The sequence below is a fragment of the Thalassospira profundimaris genome (assembly GCF_003326675.1).
Classification (GTDB): domain Bacteria; phylum Pseudomonadota; class Alphaproteobacteria; order Rhodospirillales; family Thalassospiraceae; genus Thalassospira; species Thalassospira aquimaris.
Genome location: NZ_JPWF01000004.1, coordinates 98771 through 123112, shown reverse-complemented (window position 1 = coordinate 123112; position 24342 = coordinate 98771). Strand labels below are relative to the sequence as shown.

Sequence of the window (24342 nt, the reverse complement as noted above, 5' to 3'; positions counted from 1 at the left end):
TCATTAAAACGCTACCGATCAGTATCGAATGGGAAAGGCAAGATGCAGACCAATAAAATCATCACGGTTTTGGGCGCGGGCGGACATACCGGCCGCTTTGTTATTGATCTTCTGGAACGCAAGGGGCTGACCGCACGGGCCGCAACGCGCACAGGACGCTTTACCGATCTCTTGGGAAGGGATCGTTTTTGTGAAACGCTGGATTTCTCGGATGCGGCGGGACTGGATGGCTTGATGCGCGGTGCGCATGCCGTCATCAATTGCGCCGGCCCGTTTCTTGATAGTGCAAAACCGGCGATCAAGGCCGCATTGCGCGCCAGGGTGCCGTATCTTGCGTGCGATGGCAAGCGGTCAGGATATCTATGCGGTTACCGCGCCCTTGGTGGTGAATGCCTGTCTGGACATCCTGGACCGAACCGGGCCGGGCGGGGTTTTTGCCCCCGGTATGATCCTTGATCCGAACTCTTTCCTTGCCGGTCTTGCCCCTGACATTGATGTGCAGTTTTTTGACTGAACATTTCCGAACTGAACATTAAGGCGACGATATCGACAAAGGCCCCCGTCAATCTGATGGGGGCTTTTTCAATTGCCTGACCATCTGACAGTGAAATCAAGGAGATGCATCCAATGGGATTGCGCTATCAGCCCCTTGCGGCCTGCATGCAGGTGTCGTGTGCTTCGGCCAAACTGATCCGTGGCGAAAGCGGATTGATCGAGACCCTTGGCAATGATCAGCCGGGTTATGATCATGATGTGCCGGGGCGTCGTCTTGGCCTTTTGATCGAGGGGGCGGCAACCAACTTGCTGCGCTATTCCCGTGATTTTTCCAACGTGCTTTGGGAAAAGAACAGCGGTGTGAGTGTTGCGCCAAGTGCGGTTGCCGCCCCGGATGGCAGTCTGAATGCCATGCAACTTGACCTGCCGGGCGGGGCGGACGGGGTGTATCAGAATGTCGGGTCACTGATCAGCGGTGAAACATACAGTTTTGCCATCTGGATGCGCACAGTATCGGGCAGTGCAAACATCACCCTTGGCGGGATCAATGGGCCATCGACCAACGGAATTGCCCTTGATGAAAACTGGAAACGGGTCTGGATTGCCGAACCGGCGTCGGGCACGACGCGCTATCCGAAAATCAGTACAGCGATTTCGGGACTTCCGGCCTCGATCCTGATCTGGAATGCGCAGCTTGAAGCCGGACCTGCACCGACATCGGACATCATCAGCAACGGCATCCCGGCATCGCGGGCCGCCGATGATGTAACGCTTGATCCCGGTGACTGGTTTGCGCAAGGGGCGGGGACATTGGTGTTTGATCTGCATACCGCACCGGCATGGGCGGGCATCTGGCGGATCGTGCAGCTTTATGCCAGCAGCCTGAATGACGATCATCTTGATCTTGGCTATGACAGCGATGCCGGTCAGTTGCGCATATCCTTGCGCAGGGATGGCGTTCCGATCATTACCCAGTCGCTTTATGGCGGGCTTTTACCAGATACCCGTCATCGCATTGCGCTGGCATGGGAGGATGACGGGATTGCCGTGGCCCTTGGCGGCAGCGTTTTGACATCCCCGCCGGGCTTTGCCATGCCGCGCAATTTTTCTAATATCGTACTGGGATCATATGGCGGATCGGACAAGCATATGAACGGTTACTTGCGCAATCTTGCCTATTGGCCGGTACGGCTTTCGGATGGGCGACTGTCCGAACTTTCGGTGGTGTAAGCAGATTTTTCAAAAATAACCCCATGAGGTGTCTTGTGAAGACCGATCCAATTGCGGTGCTTCGCACCCGACTTTTGTCCGAGCTTCCCGATGATATCGCACTGGCACGCGATGCCTATCAGCGCCTTGCAACGGATGCCGCCGGGATCATGGACGCCAAGGAGTTTTCCGCCCATCAAGGGGCCTGCAAAGCAGCCCTTGGACATCTTGAAAGCCTGATCAAATTGCTGCGCTGGGCGTGCGAGGGGGCGGGTCATGCCTCAGACGGCGATGATCAGGATGTTGAAGGCAGCAGTTCGGTCGAAAGCCTGATAGCCGATGCCCGCCATAAACTTAAATCGGACGCTTGAGAGAGCATTCAGCGTCTGTGTCAGGGCGATGCAGGTGTGACGTTCTTGTCGTCTTTCATCAGATCAAGCAGCCTTTGATTGATGAACAGCTTTTCTTTGCCGGCGCTGATTTCGTTCAGGACGCCAATTTCGCACAACTGTTTCAAATAAACCGACGCCGTTTGCCGTTTTGCAATGCCTTGGTCGACAAGATTGGCGATGCGGCAATATGGCTGTTCAAATATAACCTGTAACAGTTCGTAGCTGTAAATCTTGGGCGTGTTTTTCCTGATAAGATCGCCCGTTTGATCCATGAGTTCGCGAATGCCCGCGATTTTCTGGCAGGTCCAGATAGATGTTTCTTCGACAGCCTTTAACATAAAGAGCAGCCAGTTTTCCCACTGACCGGTGCGGGTGACCTCCAGCAGCAAATTATAATAGGTCTGCTTATGCGCGACGATATATCTGCTGAGATACAGGATTGGCAAAGTGATCAGATTTTTATCGATGAGGAACAGGACATTTAAAATACGTCCTGTCCGGCCATTTCCATCGTGAAACGGATGGATTGCTTCGAACTGATAATGGCTGATCGCCATTTTGATAAGGGGATCGAGATCGTCAGTCTGGTGGATAAACTGTTCCCAATTGCCAAGCAAATCGCGAATGGTGCGTTCTCCGGCCGGGGGCGTGTAAATGACTTCTGCTGTTGCTTGGTTCCCGATCACGGTTCCCGGAAGACGGCGGATTTCCATCTCGGTGTTTTTAAGTTCCGAACATAGTTCAATCGCGGTGCGGGTGCTGAGCGGCATTGTCTTGCGACGCAGGAAACCTTGATGCAGCGCTGTGCGGTATCTTAGTGCTTCCTTGGTGGCATGATCTGCCCCCGTTTCTTCTTGGGCAAAGCGGAAAAGATTGTCGGTGGTTGTGACAATGTTTTCGATTTCGGAACTGTCCTTGGCTTCGAGAAGCGGGACCAGATTGATCAACAGATTCTGATTGGGAAGCAGTTCACCAGCCTGTTTCAGCTCGGCAAGGGCAGCACGCGCCGGTGCGCAGGCCTTTAAAACAGCACGTGTTTCAACAAGGTCGATGTCGGGCGGTAAAAGCGGAAGCGCGTTATATGGGATGTCGGCCTGCCAAGTCATTTTTTGTTCCCTGCTGCGAAAGCTGCATGCAGGCAGCTTATGTCGAAGAGATCACCATGACAAGAGTACGTGTCGATATTGTTGGGAAATGTCGACACGTTAAGGGGGCGGAGTACCTTCATGTCGATGCCGTCAACATGTGATTCGGTATATGTCGATATTATTGGAAAATTTCGACATGTTTGAATTGATTCTTGGGTGAAATGTGGTTGGTGGGGGCAGTATGGCGCGGGCAAGTTTCGCCGAATTCGTGTGGATCTGGGATCAGATGTTGGGGCTGAACCTTCCGCGGCATCATCGCAGGATGGCGGACTGGCTCGAAGAATGCTGGCGGTCCGGGCGGCGTGAAATGCTGTTGATGGCGTTTCGTAATTCCGGGAAATCAACGATTGTCGGGCTGTTTTGTGCCTGGTTGCTGTATCGCGATGCCAATTTGCGCATTCTGGTTCTGGCGGCTGATCTTGATCTGGCCAAGAAGATGGTGCGCAACGTCAAACGCATTGTTGAACGTCATCCGTTGATGGCTGGTCTGGTGCCCGAACGTCTGATCGATTGGGGGAGCGAGCGTTTTACGGTGGCACGAAACGCGGTTTTGCGTGATCCGTCGGTTCAGGCGGTTGGGATTGGTGGCAATATCACCGGATCAAGGGCCGATATCGTGATATGCGACGATGTCGAGGTCCCCAAAAACAGCGATACCGCCCACAAACGCAGTGAGCTTCGCGAGAAGTTATCCGAAATTGCCTATGTCCTGTCGCCCGGCGGGGCGCAGCTTTATGTCGGCACACCGCACAGCTATTATTCGATCTATGCCGATGAGGTCCGCCCGGAAACCGGCGAGGTCGCGCCGTTTTTAAATGATTTCTCACGGTTTGTTCTGCCCATCGTCAATAGGCATGGAACATCAAACTGGCCGGAACGGTTTGATGACAAGGCGATTGCCGCGATCAGGGCAAGGACACCTGCGCATAAATTCAAAAGCCAGATGATGCTTGAACTGGTCGCGCCCAATGCCGGGCCGTTTGATCCGGCACGGTTGCACTATTACGACGAGGCAACCGATATCACCTATGGCAATGGCCGGATGCGGCTTGGCATCGGGGAACGCACCATGGTCGCAAGTGCCTGTCATTTTGATCCAAGTTTTGGCGGGCTTCGCGGCGACGGGGCGGTGGTGGCGTGCGTTTATATCTGCGATCAGGGGGAATATTGGCTCCATGATATCGCATGGTTGCACGCAGGTACTCCGACCGCTGGCGGGGCGGGTGGTGAAACACCCTGGCGCGATGAGGCAAGTCAGCTTTGCGCACAGGTCGCGGAATTCATGGCGCGCAATCACCTGCCGTCGGTCCGGGTTGAAACCAATGGCATTGGCCGGTTCCTGCCCAATATCTTGCGGCGTGAATTAAAAGCAATCGGATGGGCGGCAAGCGTCGTAGAACATTATGAAGCCACCAACAAGGCCACCCGGATTGAAGATGCCTTTGGCGCGGTGATGGGGGCAGGGTTGCTTCATGTCGGGTCACTGGTCGTCAAAACCCCGTTTTTGCGGCAATTGCGGGAATGGCAGCCAAATGGCGGGGGGCATGATGACGGGCTTGATGCGGTGGCGGGATGTATCCTTGCCGAACCGGTCCGGTTGCCACGGGTGGATATGCCGCTTTACCGGGCCGGCTGGCGGGGAAATACGGGTGTTTTTCGGGCCGAGAACCGATTTAATCCGTGAAAGACAGGCCGAAAACCCCGGCGCGAGAAAAAACTTTTCTCACAATGCCAAGTAGTTAGGGGGTGGATGTATCATAATTATGAAATATTCATGGAATTTTCAGGTTTCGTGCCTACGTTTATTATATGAAAGAATAGTCGTGTGATTTTTAACCTATACTAAAGGGCGGTTTAAGCCGACGAAAAAACGGGTTCATTACCGGGAAACGGCCAGATCGATTTGTTGATCAATTTCGCAGTCCAGGACAACAAGACGCCCCTTCGGGCGCACCTGACTGTCAGGAGGCCTGACCATGTGGAGAACACTAAGCTTGATGGCTGTAATGGCAGGTGCCGTTGCAGTGACAATCCCGGAAGCCTCGGCTTCTCCGGTCTGCGGTGACCGCAGCAAGGTTATCGACAGCCTGAGCGCCAAATATTCCGAAGAACCGGTTGCCGTTGGCGTTACCTCGAACGGTGGCGTGATCGAGGTGCTTAAGGCACCCGACGGGCAAACCTGGACGATCCTTTTCACTTACCCATCCGGCCCCAGTTGCCTTGTCGCATCTGGCGAAGCCTGGCAGGATCTTGAAGAAAAGATCAAGGGACCAGCCGCCTAGCAGACACGAAATTCGTGCCTCCTGAGCCTTGGTCACCGGCACGGAGTGCCGCGCGCAGACTGATTTGCGCGCCACCTGATGCCATCAGAGTTTTATGCCGATCATCAAAGCCGGGGCAGGTGCCCTGGTTGTGATGACCTCCTTGAACTGACCCGCAAGCCATCCCGGTTTGCGGGTTTTTCTTTGCCTGTAACCAAGCCGAGGCCCCGATGACCGATCCAAGTCAGCCTGTTGATGTGATCTGGTGGATCACGGCGGTCGAAATCCCGGTGGTCGCCAGCCTGTTCTGGCTGCATTGGCGGATGCGCTCCGAACTGCTTTCGCGGATCGAGGATCAGCGCATTCGCCATGATCAGGAAGCCGGTGATCTGCGATCCGACCTTGCCGACTTCAAACTTGATGTCGCGCGCAACTATGTCTCGATCCCGTATCTCAAGGACATTGAAAAACGCCTGACCGGGCATTTGCTTCGGATCGAGGCCAAACTTGACAGCCCGCATAAAAAGGAACTGGCCCATGACTGATCTTATGACCCGCCCGATTGCCGAACCTGAAACCTTGCCAGAGACTTTGCCAGAGACATTACCAGAGGCCGAAATCCTTGCCCGTACCCTCTATGGCGAGGCGCGCGGCGAAGACCTTGCCGGGATCGAGGCGGTGGCATCGGTGATCCTTAACCGTGTGGCCTTTGCCCGAAAACGCGGGCGGTACTGGTGGGGCAATGACATCAAATCGGTATGCCTGAAACCGGGGCAGTTTTCCTGCTGGAACGCCGATGATCCCAATCGCAAGAAGTTGCTCGCGATCAATCCGCGTGACCCGGCATATCGCCTGTGCAAGCGCATCGCCAAGCGGGCGGTGACGGGCGAGCTTCGCGATCAAACCGACGGTGCCACCCATTACCACACCCATGCGGTTGATCCCTATTGGGCACGCGGGCAGGTGCCGGTTGCCGAGATCGGACATCATGTTTTTTACAAGAATATCGGGTAGGGGAGGTATCACGTGATCCCAGCATTGCTTGCCCAGATCGGTCTGCCGCTTTTGATCAAGGCGGTTGGTGCCGGACTTGATCATATCGACAATCCGATTGCCAAGTCTGCGGCCGAGGGCCTTAAACAGGTCGAAGATGCCGTCACCAAAGGCGACGTCACACCCGCCCAAATCCTTGAAGCCAACCGCCACACCGAACGCATGGCGGAAATCGAACTGGCCCGCGATACCGAAACGCTTAAATCGGTCAATCGCACCATCCGGGCCGAGGTTGCCAGCGAAGACGCGTTCGTGCGGCGCTGGCGGCCAAGCTTCGGCTATGCTGTCGCGCTCACCTGGATCATGACCATGGGCGCAATTGCCGCCGCCATCATCCTGACCCCACTTCAGGCCCCCGCGATTATCGCCGCCCTGGTCAATACCAGCCCGATCTGGGGCATTGCACTTGGGGTTTTGGGGGTGAGTGTAGTTAAGCGGAGTGCGGATAAGAAGATGTGAGTTATCTGCCGATAGTTTCGAATAATGCGATTGTTTCGAATATTGCGTTTAAAAAGGGCGCGTATTATATATTAAGCAGCCCCCTAAGACCGGAGAAGGGAGGGGGAGGTGACGGGAAACGGAGTATGAGCAATGTCAGCCTTACGAAAAGATGATTTCGGTGGCCGCTTGCCAACGCAAATCGAAAGCGCAACAGCCGACCAGCTTCGCCAGATTATTGCCTCGCAGGCGAAGGAAGGCGAGGATACTAAGCTGACTGTTGTGCGTGGTGAGGGCAGGGCGGAAACCATCACGCTCAGCCCTGCTTTGACGGAAAGCCTGATGAACTTGTTGCGTCTGGTTTCTGGCCGTCAGGGATTTCAGATGATCCCGCTGTCGGCAGATTTGACGACACAGCAAGCAGCGGATTTGCTGAATGTGTCGCGACCCTATTTGATCAAGCTGCTTGAAGCGGGCGACATCCCTTACGCTACCGTTGGGCGGCATCGTCGGATCAAGGCAGAGGATTTGTTTGCCTACAAGGCAGTGCGGGATGCGGAGCGCCGAGAAGCATTGTCGGAATTGGCACGGATGGATGCCGACCTTATCTTGAAGGGATATTGATCTCGAATGTCATACAGGTCAGATCATTTTACAGCGCTTCTTGATGCATGTGTTCTGGCCGGTGTGTTCAAGCGCAATCTTCTCCTGAGTCTTGCTGAGGCTGAGCTTTTTCGTCCGAGATGGAGTTCTTTGATTCTGGATGAAATGGAACGTGCAATTGCCAAAATCACGAATGGAGACGCGGATACTTCAAGGCAGCGCTGGGAGATGGAAAGGGCGTTTAAGGATGCCTCTGTTTCCGGATATGAGGTGCTTATTCCAATCATTCAGTTACCAGATGATGGTGATCACCATGTTTTGGCCGCAGCAGTGCATACTCGCGCGCAAGTGTTAGTTACGGATAATCTTAAGGACTTTCCGGTCAATGAATTGGTGAAGTTCGGGATTGAACCCAAATCACCCGATGACTTTATTGCAGATACAATTACCCTACATGAGCAAACGGCTTTCAAAGCCTTGAAGGTTATGCGAGAAGGATTTCAAAATCCGGAACTCTCAACCGAAGTTATTATTCAAACTGCCAAACGCCAAGGCTTGCTGAAAACGGCGCTTTTGATGAAGGAATATGAGCGGTACTGGTGACGGGCACGGAGTTTGATCAGTGCTTTAGAAAGGTCTCGATATCCTCAGATGCATATCCCAAAAGCTCTCCCATCCGCGCTGAATCGGCATCGTGATCGATAACCGTTCCGGCACACAGATTGCGGCACATCACCAAGGCTTCCTCGATCCGCCATTCTTCGCCGGGTAGGGCGAAGAACAGGTAACGCATCTCAAAGGGCGGGCGTGGAATGATTTCTTCGACGCGGATGATGGTGCCTGCGGCCACATGCGGCGCGAAATCGGCATCGGGGAAATATTCGCTGACATGAAGGGCGTCTGAAAACATTGCCATCGGCTTGCTGCCGGCGAGCATCAATTCGAGTTCGCGGTCATTGTGTGGGCCAATGCCCGGCGGCAATGTCAGTTCATCATCCATCATGCGTACCCACGTTGCGTCAGCCAATCGTCGCAGCGGCGTGATACGTCGTCAACGATGGTGTCCAGTCTTGGGCTGTCGGCGTCGCTGTTACGCAGCTCTTCGCGCAGTGGTTTGACGGCGTCTTGCAGTTTTTGGGCGATGGATTTGAGCTGTTTGCGAAGGGCGGTCGGGGAGCTTCCGATGGCGCGGGCCTGTGCGTCCCAATGCGACCAGTCAAGTTTGGTCGGATCAAACTCGCCGCCAATGGATTGGGCGAGGCGGGGGCGCTGGGTTTTGAAGCAATCGCGGAATGCGGCCCCGTTATTGACGTCATATAGCGGGCTGATCGCGGTCTGGACCGATTTCGGATTCTGGCGATAGATCAGTGAATAGTTTTTGGCATGCGCATCGGGATTGCCGGTCAGGAAATTGAAAATCACAAAGCCAAGCAATTTCGGGATATCGCGGGCGGGAACCGTGGCGGCCTTTTGGGTCATGGCAAACATGGCGGCCAAGTCCGGTCCGCCCTGTTTTTCATATTTCAGGTCCGGGTTGATGCCCGTCGCCTGACAGAAATCTTCCTGATGCAGGCGGGTGACGTGCACACCGGCCGAAGCCTTGGCATAGGAGCGGTCAAACCGGGTGACAAACAGCACCGGGCGGTCGTTATATATCCGGATTTTGGTGTGGGCGGCATCAAGCCCGATGGTGCGGGCGAGCTTCATGCAAAAATGTTCGGTCCGGGTGGAATCCGGCAGGCGTTCGATATCAATCTTGATGATATGGGTGCTGGGATAGCCGCCAATCGGCAGGGATATGTCGCCACTGTCGGGATCGATGTAAACCGCGGCCTTGTCATTGACCCCGGCAAGGGACAGGACGACTTCGTCCTCGTCAATGAAAAGCGGGCGTTGTGGTAGCTCGGCAATGCGGTTGGCCAGATCATCCTGGGTAATTGGCATCAGGTGCGGTTGGGGGGCGTTGGATGTTGTTTGCTGATCGGGATGGAGCAGCATCAAGGCCCCGGCGCAGTCGCGCCCGATATGTTCAAGAATGCCAAATTCGTCCGTCGGGGCGACGTTAAAAAGTTCCCCGATCTGGCGTCGGACATCCTTTTTATCGGGCAAAAGCCCGTCAAAGAACGGCTCGATAGCGGTATGGTCAAACTGGCCGGGGCGCAGCGGGATGCTTTGCGAAACCGGATAGGATGTCGGTTGCGTTAGCCATTCCGGTGCATATTCAAACGACATATAGCCACGGTCATCGGCCTTCAGGGTGCCGACGAGATCATGGCCATTGGCAAGAACAAGGAGTGACTTGCTCATTCCCGGCCCCCGTCGTCGCCCGGATCGGTACTTGCCATGATATCAAGCCAGTTGATTTCAACCTGCCCGCCAAGGGCGCGGACAATATCAATCACATTGGCAAAGCTTGGATTGTCTGCCTTGCCGGTTTCAAGCTGACTGATGAATTTGATGCTGAGCCCCGTCGCAAGCGACAGATCGGTTTGCGATAGGCCAAGTGCCCTGCGCGCATTGCGGATTTCCGGGCCAAGTTGATCCATGCGGGTGATGTGCATGGTATCCTCCAAATTTACCTGTGGGTAAATTTAAGTGATTTAATGCCGGAAGTAAAGAAAAGTTTACCTATGGGTAAATTTCCGCTGTTTTTGGTTTGGTTTCTGGAGATTGTTTACCTGCGGGTAAAGTTCGGGTGCTTCGGCGATGGTGGCAGAGGCACCCGATAAGGCAGGGCGCGTCAAAGGGGGATGTTCAGGCTTTTCATCACCTTGCCCTGACCGCCGGCCAGAAGGCCGGTGATGCGGCGGTCTTTAAGGTCGAGGGTGACGGTGATCCGGCTTGGTGATGGTTGAGCCATGAATGCGCCCTGGGCGATCAGGAATGTGTCCTTGTTCATGTCCAGAAAGTCATAAAGCACACAGGCAAGTGGACCTGCGGCCATGCCGGTGGCGGCTTCCTCAGAGATGCCATAGCGCGGGGCAAACATCCGGGTGGTGGCATCAATATCCGCATCACCGGTATCAGTGGTGAAAATGTAATAACCGATCAGATCAAGCTTTTCGCTGATGTCGTTGATGGCATCCTGATCGGGTGTGATGCCGGCAAGGGTTGCCTGATCCCTGACCGCAAGGACGATGAAGTTATTGCCGGTATTGACCAGAACCGGGCGGGCGCGGTCGTCAAGATCATCGCTGGTAATCCCGAGTGATTTCAGAACATCGCAAAGTGTGACGTCCTTATCGGACCAGTTGGCAGCGGGGGCGTAGGTCGGGGCAAGCTGTTCCATATAGGCCATGCCGGCATCCAGGATGATCTTGCGCGGGCCATCGACGGTTTCCTTCGATGTTGCACCATCACCAAAGCGTTCCAGTTCGGCCAGATAGGAAAAGGTTGCGATGGTGGCGTGGCCGCAATGGGCAATGCGTTTGGTCGGCGTAAAGAAATCAAGCTTGATGCCACATGTCTCGGATTTCGAAACAAAGGCGGTTTCCGAAAGTCCGACCTTTTGCGCGATCAACAGCTTTTGATCGTCACTATATCGATCGGCATCCAGCACCACCCCGGCCGGGTTGCCGCCCATACCGTCTTTGACAAAGGCATTGACGATCTGAACCGTGACGGTTTGGGGTATTTCTTGAGATGTACTCATAACTCTGTTCCTGCTAAAATCTCTAATAATCCTGTTTTAGTTGCCAAATCAGAGATAAAGAACTCATATATAAATGAAGATATCTCATGAAAAGTCACGTGCGAGCCTGATCGCCAGGGCCAATCAGAACGCCCCGCTTTTGGCGGCGATTGCGCGCGAAAACAGTTTCAGCAAGGCGGCCGAAATCCTTGGCGTGCATCAGTCGGCGATCAGTCACCGGGTCAATCTTTTGGAACAGGCACTTGGCTTTTCGCTGTTTGAGCGCACCACACGCCAGATCACCCCGACCGAACATGGCCGTATCCTGTGTGCGGCGGCGATTGACGCCATGGCGATTTGGGATATGGCGTTCGAGCGGCTGGAAAAGTTCGAAACCCAGGGCGCGGTGCGCCTGTCGGTGTCATCGTCGCTGGCGATGAAATGGGTGTTGCCGCATTTGGCAAATGCCGCGGACGCGGGGCTTGAGATCGCGCTTGATGTCAATGATCGCCCGGTGGATTTCCGGGCGGGCGTAATTGATGCGGCCATCCGTTTTGGCGTTGGGCCTTATCCGGGGCTGCATTCGACCCTGCTTAAAAAGGCCGAAATTCTGCCGGTGGCCCGTCCGGGATATTGTGATGCCGGTGCAACACTTGAAATGCTTGCCGGGTTACATTCCACAACGTTTTTAAAAGATGTCGCGGGGGAGCGCGATGATACCGATTTTAGCTGGGCCTATTACAAGGATCAGGCGGGGCTGAGCTTTGAGACGGATGCGCGCCACATCGCCTTTGATCGTGCTGATCTTGTCCTGCAGGCCGCGATCAATGGCATGGGCATCGGTCTTGGCCGAACCCTTTTGATCGAGGGCGATATTGCCCAAGGCTTCCTTGCGCCGGTCGGACCAGCGGTTGCGATGAAATCGGCCTATTGGCTGGTATGCAGTCCCGATTTCGCCGGGACGGAGCGTTATGCGACGCTTTTGGGCTGGCTTCGCGATCAGATGAAATAGGCTTGCCGTTTTGTGCGCGCCTGCCTAAATTCCGGGCATGACAAATATAGAACATGAAACGATTTACCGCGTATTGGGTTCGGACGAATGGGCGGAAGCGCTCAGTGCCGGGCAATATGACGGCGCGCCGCATGATATTGCCGATGGCTTTATCCATTTTTCGACCCAGGATACGCTGGCTGCAACACTTGCGCTGCATTATGCCGGGCGCGATCATCTTAAGCTTTTGCGGGTTCCGGTCGCGCCGATTGCGGCGAAACTGAAATGGGAACCGGCCCGTGGCGGCACGCTTTTCCCGCATCTTTATGACACCCTGTCGGTCGAACATGTTGCCAAGGTTGATGATATTCGCCTTGATGAAAACGGTGTTCACATTCTGCCCGAAGATTTGCGCTAGTCCCCTTCGGGGCTTTAAGGCTTTGGGCCGTCAATACTTTACCGCATAAAAATACCGGGCAGCACCATGATTGGTGCTGCCCGGTTTCTTTTTGCGTTTTGGGGGAACGCACTTGGGGGTATTGGGGGGTATTGACGTATTGGCAGATCGTTGGGTGAGCTGGTCGGTTAGACCAGCTCGGCCAGGGCGGCGGCGTTGAAGTCTTCGAGTTCGTCAAACGCACCCTTGGCGACCTTGTTGGGCCACTGGGCATCGGTGATCAGGGCGCGGCCAACCGCGATCAGATCGAACTCGCCACGTTCCATACGCTCTACCAGACCATCAAGGTTGGATTTTTCGGATGCTTCGCCCGAAAACGCGCCGATGAAGTCCGATGAAAGCCCGACAGAACCGACGGAAATGGTGGCAGCGCCAGTAAGCTTTTTCGCCCAACCGGCAAAGTTCAGGCCCTTTTCACCGTCAATTTCGGGGAATTCCGGTTCCCAGAAACGACGTTGGGAAGCATGGATGATATCCACACCGGCCTCGACCAGCGGGGCCAGCCATGACGTCATTTCGTCCGGCGTGGTGGCAAGGCGGGCGGTGAAATCCTGTTGCTTCCACTGGCTGACACGCAGGATGATCGGGAAGTCCGGACCAACGGCGGCACGCATTGCAGCCACCACTTCGCGGGCAAAGGTCGCACGTTCGGCAATGGTTTTACCGCCAAAACGGTCGGTGCGAAGGTTGGTGCCCGACCAGAAGAACTGATCAATCAGATAGCCGTGCGCACCATGGATTTCAAAGGTATCAAAACCGGCATTCTTGGCATCAAGGGCGGCCTTGGCAAAGGCGGCAATGGTGTCGGCAATATCGGCATCAGACATGGTATTGCCGCGCGGCTGATCCGGTCCAAGAAGGCCCGACGGGCTTTCGACCGGGGCATCTGGTTCCCATTCGGTAAAGGCACGGGTCGATCCGGTATGCCAGATCTGCGGGCCCATTTTGCCGCCAGCGCCATGCACGGCATCGGCGACGGCCTTCCAGCCAGCCATGGCAGCATCACCGTGGAAGAACGGAATGCCCGGATCGTTGCGCGAAGCGGGGCGGTTGATCACTGTGCCCTCGGACAGGATCAGGCCAACGCCGCCTTCGGCGCGCTTGCGGTAATATTCGGCATTGATTGCGCCCGGAATGCCGTTTGCGGCCTTGGTGCGGGTCATCGGGGCCATCACGATGCGGTTTGGCAGTTCAAGGGTTTTCAGCCGGAAGGGCTGAAACAGAATGTCTGTGTTGGTCATTGCGGAAGTCTCCGTCTGATGAAAGTCTATGATGGAGACTAGATATATGTTATATACCTGGTGTCAATGAGGCACCTTGAAGAAACCAGGTATACTCAAGGAAACCGCCTACCCGCAGTTGAGGCGAAGAAAGCCGCGTAACCGAAAGGGTCCGTCATGGAAATGAAGGAATGTTCGATCAAGGAATTCCGGGCCGATTGCCCGTGTCGGGGGCTGTTTGACCAGATCGCCGACAAATGGTCGATGATGATCCTTGCCGTTCTTGCCGAAGGACCGCTTCGCTTTAATGCGATCAAGCGCGGCCTTGAAGGCATCACGCAAAAGGCCCTGACCCAGACATTACGCAAGCTTGAACGCAACGGCATCATTGCGCGCAATGTCATTGCGACATCACCCGTCGCGGTCGAATATGAAATCACCCCGCTGGGTCGTACCCTGATCGAACCGTTCAAGGCGCTTTATTACTGGACCAAGGAAAAGATGCCTGAGGTTGAGGCCGCCCGTGCGGCGTTTGATGAACGTATGGGCGAGACTGCCTGACGCGATACCGCAAGGGGTGTTGGATTGGGCACCCCTTATATGAACTGCGTCCCTGTTTGATCGGGGCGGGGCATTTCAGAGAAAATTCTTGCGCAGTTTTACGCAAGCATCTAGATGTTGTTGCGAATGATCCGCATTTGAATTATTCGATGAGGGCATCTGTTTGCTATTTCAGGTGAACAGAAAGGATCAAAGCGCAGGACGACCGTCATTGGGCAAGCAGCCAACCAGTCTGGATATTTTTGTCACGCACCGTCGGGCGTTGCTGAACTATGCCAGCAGCATCGTCGGCAGTCGTGCCCAGGCCGAAGACGTTGTGCAGGAAGCCTGGTTGCGGTTTGACGAGGCATCGAACGGCAGGTTCCTTGATGATTCCACCAGTTACCTTTTCCGGATTGTGCGCAATCTGGCCCTGGACGGGAAGCGTCGCCTGAAACGCGAAAGTCAGGTCATCACCGATGATGATTTCGAAGCTGCGGCAAATATGTCGCAAAACAGTCCGCCGTCACCGGAAATCGTCGCGCTGTATAAAGACGAATATGCATTGGTGATGGCGGCCCTTGACGAACTGCCGGAACGCACCCGCATGGCGTTTGAAATGCATCGTTTCGGCGGGGCCAAATTGCGTGAAATTGCGGTTGCACTCGATATCTCGTTGCCATTGGCGCATCGTCTGGTTGGCGATGCCTTGCAGCACTGCAAGGAGAAGCTCGGATGGCCGTGATCTTGTTCGGAACCGGAATTTTGTATAAAAAGCCGTCGACCAAGCGTTGTATATACAGGGAAGTTAACCCTGTGGGCTTGTGGAATGGCAAAGACGGATCGCCGGTTTCCCTGTGTGAACGGGGCGGGGTCCAGGAAAGCGTATGACTGCGAACGTCCAACAGATCGAGAAAGCCGCATCGCGCGAGGCAACAGACTGGTTCCTGCTCCTTGGTGAGGAACCGGACGATGCCGGTTTGCGCCGCGATTTTGAAAATTGGCTTTCGGCAAATCCTGTGAACCGGGCGGCTTGGGATGCCATGACACAGGCATCAGAAGCGATGGACAAGGCAATGCCTGTTCATGCCGCAAAGTGGCAGCCGCTTTTGGCCGAAGTTCGCAAAAATGACGCGGCAGTTGGCAGTGAAGCAGTTGCCGGTGGGGCAAGCGCGCAGACGCATCGTGATGAACCGGCTGCCAATGACGGCAGCGTCAGCATGCCGGGGCAATCTCCAATTCATGTTTCCGCAAATCGTCATTCATCCTCGTCTTCCCGATCATTTGGCACCCGCCGGTTTGGGCGTTTGGCCCGTTTCGGGGGGCTTGGTGTTGCGATGGCGGCAAGTCTGTTTGCGATTGTTGCCGGGCCGGGCATGTTGCGGAATTTGCAATCGGACTATGCCACCGGGACAGCAGAAATCCGCACGGTGATGCTTGAGGATGGCAGCAAAGTAACGCTGGCACCGGAAAGTGCCATCACTGTGGTTTATAGCAATGAGCGACGCAAAATTCGGCTTTTGGACGGGGATGCGTTTTTTGACGTGGCCGCCAATCCGGAACGCCCGTTTGTCGTCACAGCCGATGATGTGAATTCCACGGTCCTTGGAACCGGGTTTGAGGTCCTGCGCGGTAAAAGCGGCGTGGATGTTGCGGTTGAGCATGGCCGCGTGCGGGTCGACTATACCAGTGAAGAGCAATCACTGCTTGCCGCCACGCTTGATGCGGGGCAATCGGTTCATGTCGATTGGGCCGGGGGCAATGGAGCAGGACAGATGGCACGCGGGGACAAGCCCGTTACCCATGTCGCGCCATGGCGTCAAAAGCAGCTGATTGCCCGTGATCAGCCGCTTGGCGCGGTGGTTGATCAATTGCGTCGCTATTACGCCGGCAAGATTGTGGTTCTTGGCGATGCCCTGTCAGATGAAACCGTGACGGGGGTTTACAACCTGTCTGACCCGCTTGAGGCTTTGTATGGCGTTGCCCGGGCGCGAGAGGCCGATTTGTGGCAGGTCTCGCCGTGGCTTGTGATTGTCTCAAGATAAATTCGTTGTAAAACAACGATTTATAAAAAATCCCGATTTTTTAGAGAAAAAACTGAACAGCCGGCGTTCCATCTATAGAAGCGTCATTGATATGCAATCGCATTCGCAATGGCGCAGGATATCAACATGTCAAAAAAGGTGGAACACGACGTGATCAAGGGGGTAGGAACCTGTTTTTCCGGGATTCACCGGAAAGTTGCCTTGGCGGGGATGCTTGCGGTAACGACGGCCTTGTCATCGATTTCGATGGTGGCGCCGGTTCAGGCGCAAGAGGCATCGGCGACAGCGGGGTTCGAAGAAAAATTCCAGGCAGTTCAGAATTTTGATATTGCCGCACAGCCATTGACCGATGCGCTTGTCGCCTATGGTCAGCAATCGGGTATTCAGGTCACGGTGAATGGCGATGTTGCCCGCGATGTTTCGGCACAGGCTGTCAGCGGGGAAATGTCGGGCGAAGCCGCCCTGCGTCAGTTGCTGGCCGGAAGTGGTCTGTATTTTGTTGTTTCGCGCTCGACCGTTGAAATTTTGCGTCCTGCCACAGGGGATCAGGATGCGGTAATGCTTGATCCGGTTATGGTCGAAGCCATGAGCCGCCGCGATGCCCAAACCGATATTGTCGACGGTTATGTCGCGACAACCAGTGTTACCGGGACCAAAACCAACACATCTTTGCTTGAAACACCACAGTCGATATCAGTGGTGACGCGCGATCAGGTCGAGGTGCAGCAAGCCCAAAGCATTACCCAGTCACTGCGTTATACATCCGGTGTTGCCGCCGAAGTGCGCGGTTCGGCATCGCGGTATGACATTCCCTATATTCGCGGTTTTGGTTCACCAAGTGATCCGATCCAGTATCAGGACGGGCTTAACATGGTGCGCGGTCCGGGATATGCCTTTCCCCAAACCGAAGCATATGGTGTCGAGCGGGTTGAAGTTCTGAAAGGTCCGGCATCGACCACCTATGGCTCGGCCATGCCCGGTGGGCTTGTGAATGTCGTGACCAAACGTCCGACCGAACAAAAACGCGGCGAAGTCGAAGTTCTTGTTGGCAGTCATGATCGTTATCAACTGGCGACCGACGTTTCGGGACCGGTGACCGACGACAATTCGTTGCTGTATCGTTTTGTCGCGTTGGGTCGAGACAGCGAAACACAGGTGGTCAACACCAAGGAACAGCGTGTTTATGTGGCACCGGCACTGACCTGGAAGCCGACAGATGACACCACGCTTACCATGCTGAGCCATTATCAGCGTGATCCCGAAGGCGGCTATTACGGTATTTTGCCGACAGTCGGGACGGTCTGGAGCAGCTCTGCCGGGGCAATACCGCGCAGTTTCAATGATGGCGATCCGGCATTTTCCGACTTTGATCGTGAACAGTATTCCGTCGGATATGAATTCGAGCATGTCCTGAATGACACATGGGCGTTTCGCCACAATCTGCGTTATCTCGACATTGATGTATCGACCAAGGATATCGCCACCAGCAGCCTTGCCGCAGATGGCCACACGATCAACCGTTATGCCTTGACCACAGACGAACAGACCCGCGGTGTCACATCGGATTTGCAGGCCCAGGCAGATTTCACCACGGGCATGATCGATCATACGGCGCTGTTCGGGTTTGATTACAAATATTCGGACTCATCGCAGTACCGGTTATATGGCGCGTCGGCACCGACAATTGATTATCTGAACCCGGTTTATGGTGTTGCGACGTCCATCTCCTTGTCGCCGTTTGTTGATCAGGACCAGACCATCAGCCAATCCGGCCTTTATATTCAGGATCAGCTTGATATCGGGAACTGGAATTTCCTGTTTGGCGGGCGATATGACGCCGTTCAGACAGTGACCGACAACAACCGTACAAGCGTGCGCCAGACCCAGAATGACGATGCCTTCAGCTGGAAAGCCGGTGCTGTCTATAATTTTGAAAGCGGCATTGCACCCTATGTCAGCTATGCAACGTCTTATCTTCCGGTCAGCGGGACCGACTACAACGGCGATGCGATGGATCCGACCACGGCCGAGCAATATGAAGTTGGTTTGAAATATGAACCGACCAGTATCAATGCCCTGTTCACACTGGCCTATTTCGATATCACGCAGGAAGATGTCGTAAGCCAGATCAACCCGAACCAGCGCTATCAAACCGGTGAGGTACAGTCAAAGGGCGTGGAGTTCGAGGCCAAGGTTGCCTTGACCAACCAGACAAACGCAATTGCAAACGTCACCTATACTGATGCGGAAATTACCAAAAGTGTGGTCAATGATCTTGGGGATGCACCGATTGCAATTCCCGATATCACGGCATCCCTTTGGCTGGATCACAAATTTGATCGTGGCTTCATTGATGGCCTGACGATCGGGGGTGGTGTGCGCTATGTCGGGGAAACGGTCGGCGGTTACAGCCCGAATGCAGCAAGTGCAAGTGCGGTTCGTATCGATGTTCCGGACTATACCCTGTTTGATGCGATGGTGCGGTATGACCTTGGTGCCCTTGATAGCCGCATGGAAAACATCACGGCCCAGATGAATGTGTCCAACCTTGCCGATGAAACCTATGTCACCTGTCTTTCCAATAACTTCTGTAACTATGGCAATGGCAGGACTGTCTATGTTTCACTGAAATACGCTTGGTGAGGCAGCTATGTCGAACTTGAATACGTGTGTGGCGGGGGATCAAACCCCCGCCATTCGGCGTCGACATGGTCTGGTGCTTGCGGGGATCAATGCCCTTTATGTCGGTTTTGGCATGGTTATGGGCGTTGTGAATGGTGGTCTTCCGACCGTGATGCGGGCGCAGGGGATCGATATATCGACTGCTGGCTGGCTTTATCTGCTGTATCTGCCATTCGGTCTGACATTCCTGTGGGCGCCGCTGATTGATCGGGTGCGTTTGCCGTTCCTGTCGCGCCGGGTTGGCTGGATCGTGTCCATGCAATTGCTTGCGGTTCTGGGGCTTGTGGTTGTTGCCTTTAACGAGGGGGCGGCACCTTTGGCGCTGTTTGCCCTTGGCTTTGCAATCGTGGTGGCGATTGCCACCATGGATATTGCCCTTGACGCACTTGCCGTAAGGCTGGTTGCGCCCGACTGGCGATCAACAGCATCGGCAACCAAACTTGCAGCTCTTGCCGGGGGCAGCATGATTGGCGGCGGTGTGTTCATTGCCCTTGCCGGTGATCTTGGCTGGCAGACCACCTTTTTGATCCTGGGCGCGGTTCTTGTCTTGTTGGTGTGTCCGGTGCTGGTCCTTGGCAAGCAGGAAGGACTGGCAGAAGACATCCGCGACACAGGTAATGTTCAAGCCGGGGCCAGCCTTTTGCGGCTTCTGCGTGATCGCAGTTCCTGTATTCGTCTGGTGTTGCTGACGGTTGCGTGCTGCATCATGTTCCCGCTTGTTGGTCTTAATCGTTTGATGCTGGTCGATATTGGGGTCCCCGTTGCCGAAATCGGCTGGATCGTCGGGACACTTGGCCCTGTTTCGATGTTGGCGACGTCCGCGGCCTCTGTCGCGTTGATGCGCTATCTGGGGCTTGTTCATGCGATGCTGGTTTTTGCATGCCTTGCCTTTGGCGCGCTGGTTGCGATGGTGATCGGCTATCATCTTGAAAGCCATTTGATCGCCATTGTCGGGGCGGTTGCCATCGGGGCCGGTGTCAGTGGCATTTATGTCGCCCTGGCGACAAAAATACTGGGATGGGCGGCCGGGGATCAGCCCGCAACCGACTATGCCGCCTATTACGGCATAAGCCGCTTTGCCAGCACATTGATGACTGTTGCTGCCACACAGATCGTACCGCTTGTGACCTGGGGCCTGTTTTATGGCGCGGGTGCAATTGCGTTGATTGTGACGGTGCTTTTCCTGTTTACCCTTCTTGGAAAGAATGACTGATGAGTGTGGATAATACTGTTCCCGACGGTTTTATCGGAACTGCACCGCGTGCGGATTTTTTTGACCTGCAACACTGGCCAATTGTCTTTGTCCGGTTTCCCGAACTTGACGAACTGGACCGCGTGCAAGGGGTTCTGGACGGGTTGGGCAGCATTCTTGATCAGCAACAGCCCTTTGTTGCGGTTTGGACCCCGGCCAGCCATGACCATGATGACGAGCCGCACGAAGATGAAAAGACATCCAATATCTGGATCAAAAATCATCGCGATGCTTTGAATACCTATTGCAGGGGCTATGTTTACGTCACGCGTGACGAAGCCCTTGGCGCGCTTTTGACCAAGCGGATCGGCACAATCATGGGCCGATTGTTCAAGTTCCCGATGGAAGTTGTGCAAACCCGCGAGGCGACCATTGTTACCGCGCAAAAGATGCTGGATCAGATATCCTGATAAAGACTGATCATGCAGGGCAGGGCGCGATTGTTCCTTGCCCTGTAAGGCCTCCACGCGTAAGAACAGGACAGGTTGTCAAACGCAGAAGGAGCCTGTCGCGTGGGGTGGTACAAGTCACTGGTTTTGCCGATTGTCCGCTGGATTGATGCAGAGACCGCACATGGTCTTGCCATCTGGGCATTGAAAAACAATCTGGTGCCGCGCGATGATGACGCGACGGATGCGACGCCAAGCCTTGAAACCGAAGTTTTCGGGCGCAAATTTGCCAATCCGGTTGGTTTGGCGGCCGGCTTTGATAAAAACGGCGAAGTTCCCAATCAGGCACTTTCGCACGGGTTCGGTTTTGTTGAAATCGGATCGGTCACGCCGCTGCCGCAACCGGGCAATCCCAAACCCCGTCTTTTCCGTCTTTATTCCGACCGTGCGGTGATCAACCGTATGGGGTTCAATAATGACGGGGCCGAGGCAGTGGCTGCACGCCTGCGCAAACGCGCGCGCCGGGGTATCCTTGGCGCCAATCTTGGCAAAAACAAATATTCCGAAGATGCGGCCGATGATTACGTCAAAGGGGTCAAGGCACTTGGCCCCTATGCCGATTATCTTGTCGTCAATGTATCGTCGCCCAATACGCCGGGCCTTCGCGCCCTTCAGGGCCGTGCGCCACTGGAGAAGCTTTTGAAATCGGTGCTTAAGGCACGCGACAGCTTTGCCAAGGGTGTTCCGGTCTTGCTCAAGGTCGCGCCGGACCTGACCGATGAAGACAAATCCGACATTGCGAGCGTGGTGCTTAAGGTCAAAATCGATGGCATGATTGTCTCGAACACGACGATTGACCGGCCGGTCGGGCTTAATTCCTATGACCAGGATGAAAAGGGCGGTCTTTCCGGCCCGCCTTTGATGGAGCCATCGACCAAGGTTCTTGCCGATTTTTACCGCCTGACCGAGGGCAAGGTGCCGTTGATCGGGGTTGGCGGGATTGCATCGGGCAAGGATGCCTATGAAAAGATCCTGAATGGCGCATCACTGGTGCAGCTTTATTCTTCGCTGGTCTATCACGGGCTTGAGCTTGTAACCGATATCAAGGAAGACCTTGCCCGCAGGCTGCGCAAGGATGGCTTTGCCAATGTTGCGGACGCGGTTGGTGCCGCCTTCCCGGAAATTTCGGGCAAGAACATCCCGGTGGATGAGGCCCGCGACGCCAAGGCAGCACTTGAAGCCAAAACCGACACCAAATCAGACGACAAAGACGATTAAAAGGACTGACCGGAATGAGCAAATCCGCCCCCTATGAAATGATCAATGGCCTTTCGGAAGTGATCGGCAAATATGATGCCGTGATCCTTGATCTTTGGGGGGTGGTGCATGACGGGGTTACACCATATCCAAGCTCGATCCCGGCGATGACGGCCCTGAAAGAAGCCGGTATTCCGGTTGCACTTCTGTCCAACGCACCACGTCGTTCGTCGGTGGTGACCGGCCGGATGGAAGATATGGGCATTGCGCGGGATCTTTATGGTCCGGCGGTGGCATCGGGCGAGATCGCCTATCGCCAGCTCGTGGACCGTGCCGATCCCTGGTATGCGAAGCTGGGCCGCAAGGTTTTGATGGTCGGTCCGGTGCGCGATATGTCGATGTTCGAGCATCAGGATGTCGAGATCGTCAAAACGGTCGAGGACGCCGACTGGGTTCTGATCACCGGCCCGAACGAGGATCATGATCCGGTTTCGAAATATGAAGACCTTTTGCACGCACTTAAGGCCCGCAATCTTCCGGTCCTGTGCCCGAACCCGGACCGCGAAGTTATTCGTGGCGGGGAACGGATCATTTGTGCCGGTGCGATTGCCGGACGGTACGAAGAACTGGGCGGCGATGTCCGCTGGGAAGGCAAGCCGTTCGCCAGTGCCTATGACTTCTGCCTTCAGATGTTTGACAAGGGCCCGGATGCCAAATTGCTGGTGGTTGGTGACAGCATCTCGACCGATATCGCCGGATCAAACAATGCCGGGCTTGATGTCGCCCTTGTGACCGGCGGCATCCACGCCGCCGAACTGGACGCACCGCGCGGCACCTTGCCGGAACGTGAAAAGCTTGATGCGCTTCTGGCGGCGACGGGCCGCCACATCACCTATGCGATCGGGGATTTTTGTTGGTAGACACATTTTACCGACCCGAGTTTGTCGAAGCGCTCAGGCTGCTGTCTGATGCCTTCGATGATGTCGAGAGTCAAGGGCATCAGCGACCTGTACTTGTTGGTGGGGCGGCCGCCGAATTGATCACGCTGGGTGAGTTGATGTCCGGTGATCTGGATGTGGTAACACCTTGGCAGGACATATTTGAAACGGCCCTTGAAGAAGCTGGCTTTGAACGCAGTGTCGGTCCGGGATCGTTTTCTCGCGGCTTTTTGCATCCCGTGCTGGAAGTTGGTGTAGAGGTTGTTGGGCGGACTTTACTGGATGGCCGCGGCAGCTATGACAGGGTCTTTTTATTGCGACTTGATGACGGTCGTGCAGTCGATGTGATTTGCGTTGAAGATTTGATTGCAGACCGTATGGCGCAATATAACTGTCCACCCAATTATGATCGGGACCGGCTGGACCAAGCGATTAAGCTCTACAAGCTTGCGCTCGAGCTTGATAAGGATTATCTTGACAGACGTATCGTCGAGGAAACTTTTGGCGATTTCAATTTGGAATTTTTGGAAATGCAGGCTCATGCGTGAGATCAGTATTGAAGAACTAGCAGCAGGGATCAACCGGAAAAAGGCCGAGCTTGGCTATTCTGGTACGGATTATGTTGCGCGTAATTCAGGAAAATATCGCACGGAAAGCAAGCGCGCATTGCTGCGTAGTCTTACTGAGCTGGCGGCAAAAAAAGGCCGGCCACCAAAATTCAAAGCCAATTACTAATCCCTGCGCATATGGATGTGTTTGACCCGCTTTTCTGATGAAAGGCGGGTTTGTTTTTATGGTCAGTGAGCAATTGAGCTGTCAAAGTGTGGTGGCAAACCGGCCATAAAGACATACGAGTAATGCCCCATGCTCAGTGATGAAATCCGTGATTATGCCAACCGCTCGGTCCTGTGCTGGTTGGCGACCGGTTCCGAGGACGGGCCGTCGGTCAGCCCGAAGGAAATCTTTGCCTGTTATGGCGAAGACCGGATTATCATTGCCAATATCGCATCCCCGCAATCGGTTCAGAATGTCGCACGTGATCGGCGTGTCTGTGTCAGTTTTGTCGATGTGTTTTCGCAAAAGGGCTGGCAGCTTTATGGCGAGGCCGTACTGATGCGCCCGCGTGATGAGGGCTATGACCATCGTCACGCAATCCTGCAAGGCATGGCAGGTGATGCCTTTCGGGTTGGATCGCTGATCGATGTGAAGGTCACGAAGGCCAAGGAAATCCTGGCGCCAAGTTATCGCTTTAATCCCGATATGGACGAAGCCGCCATGCGGGCCGGTGCGATGATCAGTTATGGCGTAAAGCCCCGCGATTAGCGGCTGCGCCAAGGCGGG

The 24342-nt window shown here is 54.9% G+C and carries 29 protein-coding genes; 23 read left to right on the top strand and 6 right to left on the bottom strand.

The features are described from left to right. Window positions 1–42 precede the first annotated feature (42 nt). From TH19_RS07155 to TH19_RS07145, 3 genes are all read left to right on the top strand, one after another. Entirely contained in the window at window positions 43–456 is a 414-nt protein-coding gene (locus tag TH19_RS07155; RefSeq protein WP_114101663.1) for an SDR family oxidoreductase, read from the top strand. A gap of 171 nt (window positions 457–627) precedes the next feature. After that, a complete protein-coding gene (locus TH19_RS07150; protein ID WP_114101662.1) occupies window positions 628–1725 on the top strand; it encodes a phage head spike fiber domain-containing protein in 1098 nt (365 codons plus the stop codon). A gap of 35 nt (window positions 1726–1760) precedes the next feature. After that, window positions 1761–2075: a hypothetical protein gene (locus TH19_RS07145; protein WP_114101661.1), complete on the top strand. Its 315-nt coding sequence runs from the start codon at window positions 1761–1763 to the stop codon at window positions 2073–2075. A 20-nt stretch (window positions 2076–2095) separates the two neighbouring features. Here the strand turns inward: TH19_RS07145 and fic are convergent, their stop codons facing one another. After that, window positions 2096–3202, bottom strand: coding sequence for a protein adenylyltransferase Fic (fic, locus tag TH19_RS07140; protein ID WP_114101660.1), 1107 nt, complete (start codon window positions 3200–3202; stop codon window positions 2096–2098). A gap of 223 nt (window positions 3203–3425) precedes the next feature. On the opposite strand from fic, the gene terL reads away from it, so the two are divergent. From terL to TH19_RS07105, 7 genes are all read left to right on the top strand, one after another. Further along, complete coding sequence (terL, locus tag TH19_RS07135) at window positions 3426–4928, top strand: phage terminase large subunit (protein ID WP_114101659.1); 1503 nt, start codon at window positions 3426–3428, stop codon at window positions 4926–4928. Between the two features lie 292 nt (window positions 4929–5220). After that, window positions 5221–5526, top strand: coding sequence for a hypothetical protein (locus TH19_RS07130; RefSeq protein WP_114101658.1), 306 nt, complete (start codon window positions 5221–5223; stop codon window positions 5524–5526). 209 nt (window positions 5527–5735) lie between these two features. Further along, a complete protein-coding gene (locus tag TH19_RS07125; protein ID WP_114101657.1) occupies window positions 5736–6050 on the top strand; it encodes a hypothetical protein in 315 nt (104 codons plus the stop codon). Continuing rightward, the gene (locus TH19_RS07120; RefSeq protein ID WP_114101656.1) at window positions 6043–6519 is read left to right on the top strand and encodes a cell wall hydrolase; all 477 of its coding nucleotides are present in this window, start codon (window positions 6043–6045) and stop codon (window positions 6517–6519) included. The genes TH19_RS07125 and TH19_RS07120 overlap by 8 nt, the downstream gene beginning before the upstream one ends. Window positions 6520–6531: 12 nt before the next feature. Continuing rightward, window positions 6532–7017 carry a 3TM-type holin gene (locus tag TH19_RS07115; protein WP_114101655.1) on the top strand — a complete coding sequence of 162 codons (486 nt, stop codon included), beginning with the start codon at window positions 6532–6534 and terminating at the stop codon, window positions 7015–7017. A gap of 168 nt (window positions 7018–7185) precedes the next feature. Continuing rightward, window positions 7186–7620, top strand: a complete 435-nt coding sequence (locus TH19_RS23015) for a helix-turn-helix domain-containing protein (protein WP_258547854.1) — start codon at window positions 7186–7188, stop codon at window positions 7618–7620. Between the two features lie 6 nt (window positions 7621–7626). Beyond that, window positions 7627–8202, top strand: a complete 576-nt coding sequence (locus tag TH19_RS07105; protein ID WP_114101653.1) for a PIN domain-containing protein — start codon at window positions 7627–7629, stop codon at window positions 8200–8202. Window positions 8203–8218: 16 nt separating this feature from the next. On the opposite strand, the gene TH19_RS07100 is transcribed toward TH19_RS07105, so the two are convergent. The 4 genes from TH19_RS07100 to TH19_RS07085 form a co-directional block, all read right to left on the bottom strand. After that, the gene (locus TH19_RS07100) at window positions 8219–8602 is read right to left on the bottom strand and encodes a hemin receptor (RefSeq protein ID WP_147250724.1); all 384 of its coding nucleotides are present in this window, start codon (window positions 8600–8602) and stop codon (window positions 8219–8221) included. Beyond that, a complete protein-coding gene (locus TH19_RS07095; protein WP_114101651.1) occupies window positions 8599–9906 on the bottom strand; it encodes a type II toxin-antitoxin system HipA family toxin in 1308 nt (435 codons plus the stop codon). Before TH19_RS07095 ends, TH19_RS07100 begins: the two co-directional genes overlap by 4 nt. Beyond that, window positions 9903–10160, bottom strand: coding sequence for a helix-turn-helix domain-containing protein (locus tag TH19_RS07090; protein WP_114101650.1), 258 nt, complete (start codon window positions 10158–10160; stop codon window positions 9903–9905). Before TH19_RS07090 ends, TH19_RS07095 begins: the two co-directional genes overlap by 4 nt. 179 nt (window positions 10161–10339) lie before the next feature. After that, window positions 10340–11251 (bottom strand): PhzF family phenazine biosynthesis protein, encoded by a 912-nt coding sequence (locus TH19_RS07085; RefSeq protein ID WP_114101649.1) that lies wholly within the window; start codon window positions 11249–11251, stop codon window positions 10340–10342. Window positions 11252–11324: 73 nt separating this feature from the next. Here TH19_RS07085 and TH19_RS07080 point away from each other — a divergent pair, with 73 nt between their 5' ends. Next, complete coding sequence (locus TH19_RS07080; protein WP_114101648.1) at window positions 11325–12242, top strand: LysR substrate-binding domain-containing protein; 918 nt, start codon at window positions 11325–11327, stop codon at window positions 12240–12242. 37 nt (window positions 12243–12279) lie between these two features. Further along, window positions 12280–12639, top strand: a complete 360-nt coding sequence (locus TH19_RS07075) for a DUF952 domain-containing protein (protein ID WP_114101647.1) — start codon at window positions 12280–12282, stop codon at window positions 12637–12639. Window positions 12640–12806: 167 nt separating this feature from the next. Here the strand turns inward: TH19_RS07075 and TH19_RS07070 are convergent, their stop codons facing one another. Continuing rightward, window positions 12807–13919 carry an NADH:flavin oxidoreductase gene (locus TH19_RS07070; RefSeq protein WP_114101646.1) on the bottom strand — a complete coding sequence of 371 codons (1113 nt, stop codon included), beginning with the start codon at window positions 13917–13919 and terminating at the stop codon, window positions 12807–12809. Between the two features lie 156 nt (window positions 13920–14075). Between TH19_RS07070 and TH19_RS07065 the strand changes: the two genes are divergently transcribed. The 11 genes from TH19_RS07065 (at window position 14076) to TH19_RS07015 (ending at window position 24324) form a co-directional block, all read left to right on the top strand. Continuing rightward, window positions 14076–14459, top strand: coding sequence for a winged helix-turn-helix transcriptional regulator (locus TH19_RS07065; RefSeq protein WP_114101645.1), 384 nt, complete (start codon window positions 14076–14078; stop codon window positions 14457–14459). A gap of 211 nt (window positions 14460–14670) precedes the next feature. Beyond that, window positions 14671–15183, top strand: a complete 513-nt coding sequence (locus TH19_RS07060; RefSeq protein WP_114101644.1) for a sigma-70 family RNA polymerase sigma factor — start codon at window positions 14671–14673, stop codon at window positions 15181–15183. Between the two features lie 142 nt (window positions 15184–15325). Then, the gene (locus TH19_RS07055) at window positions 15326–16483 is read left to right on the top strand and encodes a FecR family protein (RefSeq protein ID WP_114101643.1); all 1158 of its coding nucleotides are present in this window, start codon (window positions 15326–15328) and stop codon (window positions 16481–16483) included. A gap of 126 nt (window positions 16484–16609) precedes the next feature. Then, window positions 16610–19126 (top strand): TonB-dependent siderophore receptor, encoded by a 2517-nt coding sequence (locus tag TH19_RS07050; protein ID WP_181846343.1) that lies wholly within the window; start codon window positions 16610–16612, stop codon window positions 19124–19126. Window positions 19127–19133: 7 nt separating this feature from the next. After that, window positions 19134–20378, top strand: a complete 1245-nt coding sequence (locus TH19_RS07045; protein WP_114101641.1) for an MFS transporter — start codon at window positions 19134–19136, stop codon at window positions 20376–20378. Further along, window positions 20378–20827 carry a hypothetical protein gene (locus TH19_RS07040; RefSeq protein ID WP_114101640.1) on the top strand — a complete coding sequence of 150 codons (450 nt, stop codon included), beginning with the start codon at window positions 20378–20380 and terminating at the stop codon, window positions 20825–20827. Before TH19_RS07045 ends, TH19_RS07040 begins: the two co-directional genes overlap by 1 nt. A 102-nt stretch (window positions 20828–20929) precedes the next feature. Continuing rightward, entirely contained in the window at window positions 20930–22084 is a 1155-nt protein-coding gene (locus TH19_RS07035) for a quinone-dependent dihydroorotate dehydrogenase (RefSeq protein ID WP_114101639.1), read from the top strand. A 14-nt stretch (window positions 22085–22098) separates the two neighbouring features. Beyond that, window positions 22099–22983 carry a TIGR01459 family HAD-type hydrolase gene (locus tag TH19_RS07030; protein ID WP_114101638.1) on the top strand — a complete coding sequence of 295 codons (885 nt, stop codon included), beginning with the start codon at window positions 22099–22101 and terminating at the stop codon, window positions 22981–22983. Further along, window positions 22977–23549 carry a hypothetical protein gene (locus TH19_RS07025; RefSeq protein WP_114101637.1) on the top strand — a complete coding sequence of 191 codons (573 nt, stop codon included), beginning with the start codon at window positions 22977–22979 and terminating at the stop codon, window positions 23547–23549. Before TH19_RS07030 ends, TH19_RS07025 begins: the two co-directional genes overlap by 7 nt. Beyond that, window positions 23542–23736, top strand: a complete 195-nt coding sequence (locus TH19_RS07020; protein WP_114101636.1) for a hypothetical protein — start codon at window positions 23542–23544, stop codon at window positions 23734–23736. Before TH19_RS07025 ends, TH19_RS07020 begins: the two co-directional genes overlap by 8 nt. Window positions 23737–23865: 129 nt before the next feature. After that, window positions 23866–24324 (top strand): pyridoxamine 5'-phosphate oxidase family protein, encoded by a 459-nt coding sequence (locus TH19_RS07015; RefSeq protein ID WP_114101635.1) that lies wholly within the window; start codon window positions 23866–23868, stop codon window positions 24322–24324. Window positions 24325–24342 lie beyond the last annotated feature (18 nt).